Genomic DNA, 14,126 nt, shown 5'->3' on the forward strand with positions numbered 1-14,126 from the left:
CATAAAAAGTACTCATTTTGCACCTCGGCGTTTTAAATTATATAGATAACTATTTTTATGTAATGCTTTTAAGTGAGTTAAGTCATCCGAATGAACTACATGGCTTAACAGTTGCACAATTAGAGGAAATTGCTTGTCAAATTAGGGAAAGACATCTTCAAGTAGTATCCACCAGTGGTGGACATCTTGGTCCTGGATTAGGCGTTGTTGAGTTGACATTGGCTTTATATCAAACTCTTGATCTTGATTTTGATAAAGTTGTTTGGGATGTTGGTCATCAAGGTTATCCTCATAAATTAATAACAGGTCGTTTCACTGAATTTGATTCTCTTAGACAACAAAATGGCGTAGCAGGTTATCTGAAAAGAACTGAAAATAAATTTGACCATTTTGGTGCAGGTCATGCAAGTACATCTATTTCAGCAGCATTAGGAATGGCTATAGCAAGAGATAGAAAAGGAGAAAATCATAAATGTGTAGCTGTAATTGGAGATGGAGCATTAACTGGTGGAATGGCTTTAGAAGCCATAAATCATGCTGGTCACCTACCAAATACACCCTTTGTTGTAGTACTAAATGATAATGATATGTCTATATCTCCTCCAGTTGGGGCTCTTTCATCTTATTTAAATAAGGTTAGACTTAGTCCCCCATTACAATTTTTATCAGATAGTGTACAAGAAAGTGTGAAAAATATTCCGTTAATTGGTAAGGATATACCAGAAGAATTAAAAAATATTAAAGGAAGTGTGCGACGTTTAGCTGTGCCTAAAGTTGGAGCTGTTTTTGAAGAACTTGGGTTTACATATATGGGTCCAATTGACGGTCATAATATTGGAAATTTAATTAATACATTTAATGCTGCTCATAGACTAAAAAAACCTGTGCTAGTTCATGTTGTTACAACGAAAGGTAAGGGTTACCCATATGCAGAAGCTGATCAAGTTGGGTATCATGCCCAGTCTGCATTTGATCTTACGACTGGAAAATCTATTCCATCTAATAAACCAAAGCCTGTTAGTTACAGTAAAATTTTTGGTCAAACCTTATTAAAAATTTGTGAGCAGGATAGTAAAGTTATTGGTATTACTGCAGCAATGGCTACTGGCACCGGATTAGATATTCTGCAAAAAAATATCCCAGATCAATATGTCGATGTAGGAATAGCTGAGCAACATGCGGTTACTCTTGCAGCTGGAATGTCCTGCGATGGTCTTAAGCCAGTTGTAGCTATTTACAGCACTTTCCTTCAACGTGCCTTTGATCAACTAATTCATGATGTAGGGATACAAAATTTACCTGTTTCATTCGTACTTGATAGAGCTGGAATAGTTGGTGCAGATGGTCCTACCCATCAAGGTCAGTACGATATCAGTTATATGAGATCCATACCTAATTTTGTCTTAATGGCTCCAAAAGACGAGTCCGAATTACAGAGAATGTTAATAACATCAATTAATCATAAAGGACCTACCGCTCTTAGAATACCTAGAGGTTCTGGATTAGGCGTAGCTGTAATGGATGAGGGTTGGGAACCAATTAATATAGGTGAAGGTGAAATACTAGAAGAGGGTAATGATATTTTAATTATTGCTTATGGTTCTATGGTCGCTTCAGCAATTGAGACATCAAAGATCTTAAAGGATATGAAAATTAATGCATGTATTGTAAATGCAAGATTTGTAAAACCTCTCGATCAAAAACTGATTGTTCCTCTAGCAAGTAGAATCAAAAAAGTAGTAACTATGGAAGAAGGGACATTAATTGGTGGGTTTGGTTCAGCTATCGTTGAATTATTTAACGATAATGAAGTAAATATTCCTGTATACAGGATTGGTATACCTGATGTTTTAGTTGATCATGCATCACCTGATCAGAGTAAGAAAAAATTAGGTCTTATGCCTGATCAGATGGCAGATAAAATTATTGAGAAATTCAAATTAAATAATTAAAAATTATTTTAAAAATTTCTATAAAACACCACGTGATGCTAATCCAAGTATCGCACCAATTCCAAATATGTGACCTAAGCAATTAGCTCCAACAACTGAGGCGTGACTTAAACCACCATAAAATGTTGAATTAGGTATTTCAAAACCTTCATTAGGTTTTTGAATATTTGCTCTTGCTATTGCATAAGCAATACCATTACATGTAATCATTATCATGGCACATTTGGGAGACCAAGAAAATGTTGCTGGATCAGCAGCTGCAAATAATGTAGTAAGCATAAAAATTCGTTATTTTTATATATTCTCTAATACTTTTGCATAAAAAAGACAAAATTGTTAAAGGTCTTAAGAGTTGTTTACTTCTAAATTATTTAATATCTTTAAGAAACCAAATAATATAACAAAATCACTTAGGGTTAGGAAAAACTCAGCTGAACCATGAAGTAGGTCAACTTCAACAAGTGTTTTATCATAATATGTTAATGATAAAATAGATAATAATATAGTTATAAATACAAAGAAAACTGTCAAGGAAAAGCCTGTCTTTACAAATCTATTAATTGATTTGAGTTTATATAAGTAAAACAAAAAGATTGAATATGGAATAATTGAAGCAGCAAATAATACTGTATTATCTAAAGTCGCTAATTTCTCTAAAAACATTAAGAAAAAATCATTCATAAGTAAAAGACGTTTTGTATATAACAATGGTTGCTATCGCTAATGTTGAGTTACCTATAAAAGTCAATATTCCTTGAAGAGTTACTAAACCATACAAAGATTCCTGATTATCAAAAATATGCCAGGTAATTGCGCACATGGCACTAATTAAATTTGGAATCATAGCTAGGCTTAACCAAAAAAAAGTTTTGTATTTTTCAAAATTACTTATTTTTTTAATTATAAATATTGCATAAATCCATTCAACTACTGATGAAATATGTATTAACCATGTTCCAAATGATAGTTCGTGCAAAATTTTACCTTTTTTTCTTTAATACGTTAAGGACTTCCTTAGCATGATTTATGGGTAGGACACTTATCCATCTATAAGAGATTTTACCTTCTGGAGAGATCAAAAAAGTATTTCTATCTGAGAATGGAGGTATCCAGGAACCATATTTATCACTAATGATTCCATTTGGATCAGATAATAAAGTATAGTTTATAGATTTCTCACGGCAGAAACTTTCATGAGAATCTTGATTATCAGCACTTATGCCAACAATTTCTGCATTATATTTTGAAAAATCATTTTTTAATTCTGAAAACCCTTTAGCTTCAATAGTGCAACCTACTGTAAAATCCTTGGGATAAAAATAGATAACAAGCCATTTACCTTGGAAATCACTTAATTCCCACATTGTTTTTGTTTTTATTTTTTTATTAAAACCTTCTAAATGAAAGTCTGGAGCCAAGTCTCCAACTTCAGGAGCAAAGTCAAAGGCTAATGCTGAATTAAAATTAATTAAAAGAAAAAATGATATAGATAGACATAAAACTAAATTTCTCATCAAATTTAGAATTTCTTTAAATCAACTCCATTTGATTTAGCAAATTTATCTAAACCTACTTTTTGAATTGATTTGAGAGCTTTAGTACTAATTTTTATATTTACCCATTTTTTTCCTTCCTCCCACCAAAGTCTTCTTTTTTGAAGATTAACTTGTTGTAATTTCTTTGTACGAATATGTGAGTGACTCACGGCCATTCCGTTATTAGCTTTTGCACCAGTCAGTTCGCAAACTCTTGACATATTTTTTGAGTTATATCTTTAAAAATTTTAACATACGACTTAGGTTGTTGAATTAAGTAATTCTGAAATTAATTCGGCATTATTATTTTGTAAATTAATGATCTGTTCTTGATCTAATCCACCAACGGATAGTTTAGCCATACTGTAAACATGATTAGCAATTTTAGATGCCAATGGATTTTCAATAGGCTCTTTTTTATCAATAATTATTTTATTGCCAGTAATTTTATTAAGGCCAATAATAAGTGGATGTTCTTTATTAATTAAGAGGACATGATATTCAGGTAAGCCAGGCATCTTCTGTTCCATGTAAGCGCCCATATCATTAATTCTTCTCATTTGCTCTGGAAGCAAGATCATTGCAGGTGGGGCACCTTGGCTTGAAAGTGACTGAACTTTAACTGTTACTTTTTCATTGTTAAGTGCTTTAACTATGGTCTCTCTAAGATTTTCTGTATTTGATTTGCCATCCTTATCTACAATTTCATTGGCTTCGTTATCTTGTAGTTCATTTATTTCCGAATCAACTCTTTGGAATTGATAGTCTTCGTTTTTGCTTTCCAACCATGGAAGAAATTGTGCATCAATTAACGGATCTGATTTAATAACTTCTTTGTTATCAGATAAACAGATATTTAATGCACTTGACTGAGCAATAATATCTGAACAATAAATAATTTTTTTAGAATCATTTATGTTATTTCGTTCTTTGTAGTTTGCCAGAGTTGTAAAATATTTATCATTGGATTTGATAAGGGACTTATTATCAATATCCTTAGTGACGTCTTTTTCCGAATTAATTATTGTTTCGAAAATTATACTTTTATCGACTAAATCAGCAAATTTTTCATCTTCGATAGCACCAATTTTAATAAAAGCAGAGATTGAATCCCATATTTCGGCATAAAATTCTGGAGAATTTTTTATCAAATCCTTTAATTTATTAGCAATTTTCTTTGATATAAATGAAGATATTGACCGTACCTTTCTATCCGTTTGTAATGCACTTCTACTAACATTTAATGGGATATCTGTAGAATCAATAACTCCTCTTAGAGGTAAAAGATATTTTGGTACTATTTCTTTAATTGAATCGCTTACAAATACTTGATTACAAAATAGTTTTATTTCGCCCTTTTCCCAATCAGCTCTACCAGACAACTTAGGAAAATACAATATACCTTGTATATCATATGGATAATCTGTATTTAGATGAATCCATAACAATGGATCTCCCTGAAAAGGGTAAAGGTATTTATATAACTCGATATAGTCCTCATCTTTTAATTCACTAGATTGTTTTCTCCAAGGAGGATTTTTCTTATTAATTGTTTCACCTTCTAATAAGACATCTATTGGCATGAAATCACAATATTTTTTTATTAATGATTTAATCCTTTCAGGTTCAATAAACTCTTTTTCTTCTTCAAGTAGGTGAAGTATCACATCTGTACCAATTGTTTCCCTTTCTGATTCCTCTAATGTGAAATTTGGCGATCCATCACAAGACCATTTGAAAGCTTTTGATTCCCCAATTGCTGATTTAGTTAATATATCGACTTTTTCTGCCACCATGAAACTTGAATAAAATCCAAGTCCAAAATGACCAATAAATTCATCATTATCTTTTTTATATTTTGTTAGAAATTCTTCTGCGCTTGAGAATGCTACTTGGTTTATATATTTTTTAATTTCTTCATCATTCATTCCAATTCCATTATCAGATATTGTTAGGGTATTTTTCTCACGGTCAATAGTTATTTTTACTTGAGCTTCTTCATTATTTTCGCAATCACCTGCCATAGAAGCCATTCTTCTTTTACTTATTGCGTCAACACCGTTACTAACAAGTTCTCTTAAAAAGATTTCATGGTCGGAATATACTGCCTTTTTAATAATTGGGAAAATATTCTCGGTATTAATACGAATTTCGCCTTTTTCCATTTACTGAAATAAATTAAACATTTAAATCCTATTTCCTAAAAACTAGTTAATCAAGTTTAATTAGGAGTATTGTCCGAACAATATATAAATCTAAAAGTAAGATTAATCAATTAATTATTGAGAAGTTATTTATCTGACCCACAATATCTCAGTACAATTATTTTCTTTCATTATTTGATTGGCTTTAGCTGAATCATCACATGGATTTAAATGTAAGATTGCAATATTTCCTCTTTTCTGTAGTTCTTTTTGCTCATTCATAGCTTTTTCCCATAAATAAGAATCTTTAAACATTAACAAAATCTTTTTCTTATCTGTCTTTTCTTGCTTAATTAAATTTCTTAAAACATCTATTGAGATAGTAAATCCAATTCCATTTAAGATTATCTCATTAGGACTAAAGAATCTTACTAATTCATCATATCTTCCACCTTTTGCTATCACGTTTTTATTATTACCACTATCACCTATAAGTTGAAAAACTATCCCTTCGTATAAATTCAAGTGAGGTTGAAATGTTGGATCAAGTTGTAATTTAACACCATATTTATTTGACATTATTGATAATGTTTCAAATAAAAAATTTAGGTCATCTATTGTTTTACTAGTGCCATATATCCTTTTCAATTTTTTTAATATTGCAATTGGTTCTCCTCTTGTAAATAATATATCTTTAAGAATATATTTATCATCTTCTTTAATTCCTAATTTAGATAATTTATCTTGATCAAAGTTAACCAAACTTTTTTTAATTTCTTCAAAATTATTATTCTTATATTTATTCAATATCAAGTCCATTATTTTTGTGGTGCTAACTAGTAGACACAAATTACATTCATCCTTCAAATTAATATTATCTATAGCATCAAACAATATATTAATAACTTCAATTTCTGGGTATTTTGTATCATATCCTATTAATTCAATTCCACTTTGGAGTTTCTCTTGCAACTTGGATGAATTTTTATTATTTTGTTTTTTATTAAACACCATTCCATTGGTAAATAATCTTATAGGTCTTTTCTTATTTATTAATCTAGTAGATGATAATTTGACAATAGATGTTGTCATTTCTGGCCTGAGACATAATGAATTATTACTTACTATTCCAACAACCTCATTTTCTTCAATAACACCACGACCTTTTATCGTCTCTAAAGTGTTTATAAATGAAGGTGAGACTTCTTCATAACCCCATAGTTTATAAATATTATTTAAATTATTAATTATATTAGAGTTATTCTTTACATCTACTAATTTAATTTCTTTTATATCAGTCATTTAACTATTTGACGGTTTTTAGGTATAAAGATTTTTATTAAATGGAAAAACATTCTCTAGTTCATTTTTTAATTCATTCTCAAGGCTGGGCGAGCATGCAAGAATTCTTCCGGAACTTAAATTAAATTCGCCTGATGGATAATCCGAAATAATTCCACCTGCCTCTTTAACAATAATAGCACCGGCCGCCAGGTCCCAAACCTCCAATCCCCTTTCCCAGTATCCATCAACCTTTCCTGCCGCAACAAATGCTAGATCAACTGCTGCGGCTCCTCCTCTTCTAACGCCTCTTGTTTTGTGTGTTAAATAACAAAATTCAGCATAATTATTATCTTCTGTCTCAAATCTGTCATAAGAAAAACCAGTCACAAGCAAACTATCAGAAAGATTTAGCGGATTCGATACTTTAAGTTCTATATCATTGCAGAAGGATCCTAAACCAATACAGGCTGAATATAGTTCATTTATATAAGGTACTGATATGGCCCCTATAATTGGCTTATTTTTATATACAAGACCAATAGAAGTTCCAAAGAAGGGATATCCATGGGAATAATTAGTTGTTCCGTCTAATGGGTCTATACACCAAGTTAAATCAGAGGATTTATTTAATTTCCCCGATTCCTCTGCATTAATAGATATGTTGGGTGTCTCTTCTATTAAATATTCTTTTATTTTATTTTCAACTTCCAGATCTACATTGGTTACAAGATCACCTTTTCTACCTTTCGATGAAATTTTTTGAATTTTATTGTAATTAATTTTTAGAATTTCATTACCAATTTGAGCTGACTTTTTGGCTATTTCATACAATTTAGAAAGGCTTATATGATTTGTAAGTTCTTCTATATCTTTGAGCTCAAACATTTTAATTAATCTTCCTCAAATTCCCAAGGTGGTGCAACTCTTGTATTTCCCCTGCCAAAATATTTACCAAATTGTAAATCGTAAAGTTCATCTTCGTAAGTTGTTTCAACCTCGAGATCTGAAGATGCTTTAGCGACACAGAGAAGTGCATAACCTTTATCTTTTAATGCTTGCGATACGCCCATAGCTTCAGGTTGTTGCAAGGTACCAGATTTTATTTTAACTGCACAACTTGTACAACAACCATTTCTACATGAAAATGCAAGCTTAAAACCTTTCTTTTCAAATTCATTAAGAATATATTCATCACAATTAACCTGCTCTTGGTAGACCTTTCCGGTTTCTTTATTTTTAATCGTGACTGTGAAAGTCTTATTCAAATAACTTTCCTCAAAAATTGGATGATAAAGGGTTAAAATAAGGTTGTTTGGAGAGGTGGCCGAGTGGTTGAAGGCGCAGCACTGGAAATGCTGTATAGGGGCAACTTTATCGAGGGTTCGAATCCCTCTCTCTCCGTTCTATACTAGTTGATATTGGTTAATTACATCAACAATTATGTCTACAGAGGATTTATAAAATAGATAGTAATCATTTTGACTAGGTAATTTATAATTTTATTTATTTAAATTAAGTTGAAAATATTTGATTTTTACTATTATATGTAAATATCTACGATAAAAATTAAGTAAATTATTAGTATGTTTTGCTTTAATTTAGCGATCTAAAAACATGGGGCAAATAGTTGGAATTGATTTAGGTACTACTAACTCTGTTGTCGGGGTTATAGAAGCTGGTCGTCCAATTGTTATTTCAAATTCTGAAGGGTCTAGAACTACACCTTCAATAGTTGGTTTTACAAAGGACAAAGAAATAGTAATAGGAGACCAAGCAAGAAGACAACTTGTTTTAAATCCAAAGAATACCTTTTATAACTTAAAAAGATTCATTGGTAGCGATTGGGACGAGTTAGATGATACAAGTATTTCTGTTCCTTATAATGTCAAAGCAAATAATACTGGCAGTGTTAGGGTTCTTAGTCCAAATACTGAAAGGGAGTATGCTCCTGAAGAATTAGTCAGCTCATTAATTAGAAAATTAATAAATGATGCTGAGACATATCTTGGAGAAACTGTTGATTCTGCTGTTATTACAGTCCCTGCTTATTTCAATGAATCTCAAAGGCAAGCTACAAAGGATTCCGCAATATTAGCTGGTATCAAAGTTGATAGAATCCTAAATGAACCTACTGCAGCGGCTCTAGCTTATGGTTTTGAAAAAAGTTCTTCTAATAATGTTTTAGTTTTTGATTTAGGGGGAGGAACATTTGATGTTTCATTATTAAAAATATCTAATGGTGTATTTGATGTTAAAGCCACATGTGGAGATACCCAACTAGGAGGAAACAATTTTGACTCCAAAATAGTAGATTGGCTTGCTGAAAAATTTCTTGCTAAATACGAAATTGATCTAAGAAGGGATAGACAAGCTTTGCAGAGATTAACTGAAGCTGCTGAAAAAGCAAAATGTGAATTATCAGGATTGCAAAAAACAAAAATATCCTTACCTTTTATCACCACATGTAATGAGGGTCCATTACATATTGAAGAGACCTTAGATAGAAAAATATTTGAATCATTATCTCAAGATCTATTAGATAGATTATTAGAGCCTGTGCAAATAGCATTAGATGATTCCGGATGGAACGCAGAAGATATAGATGAGGTAGTTCTTGTAGGTGGCAGCACCAGAATTCCAATGGTTCAACAATTAGTTAAGACTCTAGTTCCTAATGATCCCTGCCAATCCGTTAATCCAGATGAGGTAGTTGCCATTGGTGCTGCTATACAATCTGGAATAATTAATGGTGATTTACAAGATTTACTTCTAAATGATGTTACACCTCTTTCATTAGGTTTAGAAACTATTGGAGGTCTTATGAAGGTACTTATTCCTCGTAATACTCCAATACCAGTAAGAGAATCTGATGTTTTTAGTACATCAGAAGCTAATCAATCATCAGTTGTTGTTCAAGTAAGGCAAGGTGAAAGGCCATTAGCATCTGAAAATAAATCACTTGGTAAATTTAGGTTATCAGGAATACCACCAGCACCCAGAGGAATTCCACAAGTTCAAGTTGCCTTTGATATAGATGCTAATGGTCTTTTAGAAGTTAGTGCAACTGATAGAACTACTGGACGAAAGCAAACAGTTACAATTTCTGGAGGCTCAAATTTAAATGAGCAAGAAATTAATTCGATAATTGAAGAAGCCAAATCGAAGGCTAATGAAGATAGAAAAAAAAGATCTGTCATTGATAGAAAAAATAGTGCTTTAACTCTTATTGCGCAAGCTGAGAGAAGGCTTAGGGATGCTTCTTTAGAATTTGGGCCTTATGGGGCCGAAAGGCAGCAAAGAGCTGTTGAATTAGCTATTCAGGATGTTGAGGAATTCATAGATGATGATGATCCTCAAGAATTAGAAATTTCAGTAAGTGCTCTCCAAGAAGCATTATTTGGTTTAAACAGAAAATTTGCTGCAGAAAGGAAAACTGATAATAATCCACTACAAGGTATTAAAAGTACATTTGGCTCATTAAAGGATGAACTTTTTTCAGATGATTATTGGGATGATGATCCTTGGGACAATCAAATGAATAGAAATTATAGAAATTCGAGGTATGGTAACTCTAGGGATGATGATCCATGGGACAATGACTATTTCCTCTAAAAAAGACTATTTATCGATTTTGGGTTTATCCCTTGATTTTGACGATAAAGAACTTAAAAAGGCCTTTCGAAGAGAAGCAAGAAAATGGCATCCAGATTTAAATAAAAATGATCTAAATGCAGAAGAAAGATTCAAATTAATTAACGAAGCATACGAATACTTACGTGAACCAAATAATAGAAATAAAAGTTCGGATGAAAATATTCAGCAAGATCATGAAAAAAATAATTACCAGACAGGTTTTCCTGATTTTCAAGATTATCTTAATTCATTATTTGGATATGAATATACCTCAAAGACTTACGACGAATACGAAAATGAACCATTAGAGGATGAATCCATAAATATAGATAATGATCAATTCAATAATTATGCATACCCTACAACCTCTCCAGAAGAGCCTCCTCCAGTTAAACTCCACCAAGATATTGAAACAATTATTGAATTAACTCCTGAGGAGGCTCTAAATGGAGCTTCAATTTTAATAGAACTTGAAGATGAAACTGTAGTTGAAGTTGATACTCCTCCTTTCGCTGGAGATGGATGGAGATTAAGGCTTGAAAATATTGCATGGGGAGGAAAAGATCATTATCTACAGTTAAGAGTTCAAACTGAAAGTGGTCTAAGAATTGATGGTTTACGAGTTCTTTATAAATTAGAGTTATTTCCTCATGACGCACTTCTTGGTTGTGCTGTAGAAGTCCCCACCCTTGATGGAAATGTTACTCTTCAGGTGCCTCCAAAATCATCTACCGGAAGAATGTTACGTTTGAAGGGTAGGGGTTTAACATTCGAAGATAATGTAGGCGATCAATATGTTGAAATCTTGGTTGTTATACCTGCTGATATTAATGATGAGGAAATTGCTTTATATACAAGATTACAAGAATTATCACTTTCTGATTCTTAATCAAATACTATATATATAGAAAAAAATAGATACTTATGAACATATTTGTTCTTTTATATAATTCAGGAACAGATAAAGAAGGAATTCATTCAATTGAACTTAAAGGAAGAACTATAGTTCTTATGTTTGAAGACAAGGATGATGCGACAAGATACTGTGGTCTCCTTGAAGCTCAAGATTTTCCTCTCCCAACAGTTGAAATGATTGACATTGAAGAAATAAATGAGTTCTGTATTAAATTAGATTATGAATGCAAATTAGTGGAGAAAAATTTTGTACCTAAAACAGCCGAAGATAGGTTGCTAATTTCTCCACCTCAAAAAAACCTAGAATTTGATAATTGGGGAGGGGAAACTAATAATAAAGAAAAAATTGATATAAATACCATTAAGGAAAATCTTGAAAAGTTGCTTTAACCATTAAGATACTAATAATCTAATAAATAAATAAAATGGCAAAAGCGTTATTCGAAACAGAAGTAGGGAACATAAATATTGAATTTTTCTCTGAAGATGCACCAAATACCGTAAACAACTTTACTAAATTGATAAGTGATGGTTTTTATGATGGTTTAGCCTTTCACAGAGTTATTCCTGGTTTTATGGCTCAGGGTGGATGTCCAAATACTCGTGATGGAGCATCTGGCATGCCTGGAACTGGAGGTCCTGGATATAATATCAATTGTGAAATCAATTCAAAAAAACATCTTAAAGGTTCACTTTCCATGGCTCATGCTGGTAAGGATACTGGAGGTAGTCAGTTTTTTATAGTTTATGAACCACAACCCCATCTCGATGGAGTTCATACAGTTTTTGGTAAAACCGATGATATGGACGTCGTGTTAAAACTTACTAACGGTTCAAAAATTTTAAAGGCAACTCTAAAGTAATAATTTAACCTTCAAAAACAATACTAAATGTCTCTTTATCTAGATTAAATTTTCTTGTAGAAGAATATAAGATTTCATTATTAATAGTAAATTTAGTGTTGATAAGTTTGATACTACTTTTTGGATGTAGGGCTTGTTCAATATTTCTAGAAACAATAATCCCAATCTTTGTACTGTTTTCGTATTTTGATAAAAATTGAATAAATAATTCTATATTCTTTATTTCTTCATCAGTAATGTTGGTATTTGTTCTATTGCGATCATGTATAATTCGCCAAACTAATTTTGGTCGATTCCAAAAAGCTAATAATCTTGGAGTACTTTCCAGTTTAATGTTAATGTTTTGATCATCACAGAATTTAATAACTTTATTTTTTAATGGAACGAGATCTATAGATTTATAATTTCCGTCAAGAAAAATAGATATAAATGGATCTATATTACTTGTATTAGAATTCTCTTCATCAATCATGTGGCCTAACTTTGTTTTCTTAACACTCAAATATTCGGCATTATTATCATTTGGACAAATTACTAATGGAACTCTCTCAATAACTTCTATTCCATAACCACCTAATCCGGCTATTTTTCTAGGATTATTTGTTAGTAATTTTAATTTTTTTATACCAAGATCAGTTAATATCTGTGCTCCAACTCCATAATTTCTGAGATCAGCAGGAAAACCAAGCTTTTCATTAGCTTCTACTGTGTCTAATCCACCATCCTGTAAACTGTAAGCTTTTAATTTGTTTATTAGACCAATACCTCTACCTTCTTGTCTCAAGTAAACAACAACTCCCTCTTCCTCCTTCTCTATCCTTGATAAAGCAGCCTCTAACTGGGGCCTACAATCACAACGTAATGATCCAAAAGCATCACCAGTTAAGCATTCTGAATGCATTCTAACTAGTACAGGTTCGCTTAATTTTGATGATTTTTGTTTAACTAATGCAACGTGTTCAGAACCATCAAGTTCATTAATATATCCATAGGCTTTGAAATTCCCAAAAATACTTGGAAGAACAGCATCGGATTTTCTAAATACAAATCTCTCATTTTGAAAACGATAACTAATTAAGTCAGCTATTGATATTAATTTCATTCCCCACTGTTTTGCATACTCTTTAAGTTGTGGAAGTCTTGACATCGATCCGTCAGGATTTTGTATTTCACAAATCACTCCGGCGGGATATAGACCAGACATTGCTGCAATATCTACTGCTGCTTCTGTATGACCTGCCCTTTTTAAAACCCCACCTTTTTTAGCTCTTAATGGAAATATATGTCCTGGTCTTCTTAAATCATCAGGTTGTGTATTTGGATTTATAGCAACTTGAATAGTCTTGGCTCTGTCTTCAGCTGAAATCCCAGTCGAAACATTATTTTCAGGGCCAGCATCTATTGATATCGTAAAAGCTGTTTGATTTTCATCTGTATTTCTATCAACCATTAAAGGTAAATCTAAGGAATCAAGTTTTTCACCTTTCATCGCTAGACATATAAGACCTCGTCCCTCAGTAGCCATAAAATTAATTTGTTGAGGAGTTGCAAACTGTGCAGCACAAATTAAATCACCCTCATTTTCTCTTCTTTCATCATCAACGACAATTATGCATTCACCATTCCTTATTGCAGCTAAAGCATCACTGATAGGATCAAATTCAATTTTAAAAGATTCATTTATATCCAAAATTGTTCCATTATTTGATTTGGGACTTGTTTCTTTCATTATTCCTATCAATATAGAAAAATAGTGTGTTAGTTATCCTAAATTCAACACTTTATAATCCTATCTCAAAG

At 31.8% G+C, this 14,126-nt stretch carries 15 protein-coding genes and 1 tRNA gene; 6 read left to right on the forward strand and 10 right to left on the reverse strand.

Going from position 1 to position 14,126, the window contains the following annotated elements:
• The first annotated feature begins 62 nt into the window (after nt 1–62).
• On the forward strand, nt 63–1,952 hold the full coding sequence (dxs, locus tag HA146_RS04555; protein ID WP_209108368.1) for a 1-deoxy-D-xylulose-5-phosphate synthase: 1,890 nt from the start codon (nt 63–65) through the stop codon (nt 1,950–1,952).
• 18 nt (nt 1,953–1,970) lie between these two features.
• Here dxs and psaK read toward each other — a convergent pair whose 3' ends face one another.
• The 9 genes from psaK to HA146_RS04600 form a co-directional block, all read right to left on the reverse strand.
• Nucleotides 1,971–2,231 carry a photosystem I reaction center subunit PsaK gene (psaK, locus tag HA146_RS04560; protein WP_011376448.1) on the reverse strand — a complete coding sequence of 87 codons (261 nt, stop codon included), beginning with the start codon at nt 2,229–2,231 and terminating at the stop codon, nt 1,971–1,973.
• 66 nt (nt 2,232–2,297) lie between these two features.
• Nucleotides 2,298–2,633: a DUF3593 domain-containing protein gene (locus HA146_RS04565; protein ID WP_209108369.1), complete on the reverse strand. Its 336-nt coding sequence runs from the start codon at nt 2,631–2,633 to the stop codon at nt 2,298–2,300.
• Nucleotides 2,626–2,928, reverse strand: coding sequence for a DUF2499 domain-containing protein (locus HA146_RS04570; protein ID WP_209108370.1), 303 nt, complete (start codon nt 2,926–2,928; stop codon nt 2,626–2,628). Before HA146_RS04570 ends, HA146_RS04565 begins: the two co-directional genes overlap by 8 nt.
• 4 nt (nt 2,929–2,932) lie before the next feature.
• On the reverse strand, nt 2,933–3,466 hold the full coding sequence (locus tag HA146_RS04575; RefSeq protein ID WP_209108371.1) for a peroxiredoxin: 534 nt from the start codon (nt 3,464–3,466) through the stop codon (nt 2,933–2,935).
• Nucleotides 3,467–3,471: 5 nt separating this feature from the next.
• Complete coding sequence (gene rpmB, locus HA146_RS04580; protein ID WP_025881448.1) at nt 3,472–3,708, reverse strand: 50S ribosomal protein L28; 237 nt, start codon at nt 3,706–3,708, stop codon at nt 3,472–3,474.
• A 39-nt stretch (nt 3,709–3,747) separates the two neighbouring features.
• Nucleotides 3,748–5,652, reverse strand: coding sequence for a molecular chaperone HtpG (gene htpG / locus HA146_RS04585; RefSeq protein ID WP_209108372.1), 1,905 nt, complete (start codon nt 5,650–5,652; stop codon nt 3,748–3,750).
• Nucleotides 5,653–5,781: 129 nt separating this feature from the next.
• Complete coding sequence (locus HA146_RS04590; protein ID WP_209108373.1) at nt 5,782–6,933, reverse strand: ATP phosphoribosyltransferase regulatory subunit; 1,152 nt, start codon at nt 6,931–6,933, stop codon at nt 5,782–5,784.
• Between the two features lie 18 nt (nt 6,934–6,951).
• Nucleotides 6,952–7,800: an inositol monophosphatase family protein gene (locus HA146_RS04595; protein ID WP_209108374.1), complete on the reverse strand. Its 849-nt coding sequence runs from the start codon at nt 7,798–7,800 to the stop codon at nt 6,952–6,954.
• 5 nt (nt 7,801–7,805) lie between these two features.
• Nucleotides 7,806–8,180, reverse strand: coding sequence for a 2Fe-2S iron-sulfur cluster-binding protein (locus HA146_RS04600; RefSeq protein WP_209108375.1), 375 nt, complete (start codon nt 8,178–8,180; stop codon nt 7,806–7,808).
• Between the two features lie 49 nt (nt 8,181–8,229).
• Between HA146_RS04600 and HA146_RS04605 the strand changes: the two genes are divergently transcribed.
• The 5 genes from HA146_RS04605 (at nt 8,230) to HA146_RS04625 (ending at nt 12,326) form a co-directional block, all read left to right on the forward strand.
• Nucleotides 8,230–8,316: transfer RNA gene (locus HA146_RS04605), tRNA-Ser, on the forward strand.
• A 213-nt stretch (nt 8,317–8,529) separates the two neighbouring features.
• On the forward strand, nt 8,530–10,527 hold the full coding sequence (gene dnaK / locus HA146_RS04610) for a molecular chaperone DnaK (RefSeq protein ID WP_209108376.1): 1,998 nt from the start codon (nt 8,530–8,532) through the stop codon (nt 10,525–10,527).
• Nucleotides 10,478–11,437 (forward strand): DnaJ C-terminal domain-containing protein, encoded by a 960-nt coding sequence (locus HA146_RS04615; RefSeq protein ID WP_209108377.1) that lies wholly within the window; start codon nt 10,478–10,480, stop codon nt 11,435–11,437. Before dnaK ends, HA146_RS04615 begins: the two co-directional genes overlap by 50 nt.
• Before the next feature lie 35 nt (nt 11,438–11,472).
• Nucleotides 11,473–11,853 carry a DUF3110 domain-containing protein gene (locus HA146_RS04620; RefSeq protein WP_209108378.1) on the forward strand — a complete coding sequence of 127 codons (381 nt, stop codon included), beginning with the start codon at nt 11,473–11,475 and terminating at the stop codon, nt 11,851–11,853.
• A gap of 35 nt (nt 11,854–11,888) precedes the next feature.
• Nucleotides 11,889–12,326, forward strand: coding sequence for a peptidylprolyl isomerase (locus HA146_RS04625; RefSeq protein WP_209108379.1), 438 nt, complete (start codon nt 11,889–11,891; stop codon nt 12,324–12,326).
• 4 nt (nt 12,327–12,330) lie between these two features.
• Here HA146_RS04625 and ribBA read toward each other — a convergent pair whose 3' ends face one another.
• The gene (gene ribBA / locus HA146_RS04630) at nt 12,331–14,055 is read right to left on the reverse strand and encodes a bifunctional 3,4-dihydroxy-2-butanone-4-phosphate synthase/GTP cyclohydrolase II (RefSeq protein ID WP_245157416.1); all 1,725 of its coding nucleotides are present in this window, start codon (nt 14,053–14,055) and stop codon (nt 12,331–12,333) included.
• Nucleotides 14,056–14,126 lie beyond the last annotated feature (71 nt).

This window comes from Prochlorococcus marinus CUG1416, assembly GCF_017695965.1.
In the GTDB taxonomy this organism is placed as follows: domain Bacteria; phylum Cyanobacteriota; class Cyanobacteriia; order PCC-6307; family Cyanobiaceae; genus Prochlorococcus_A.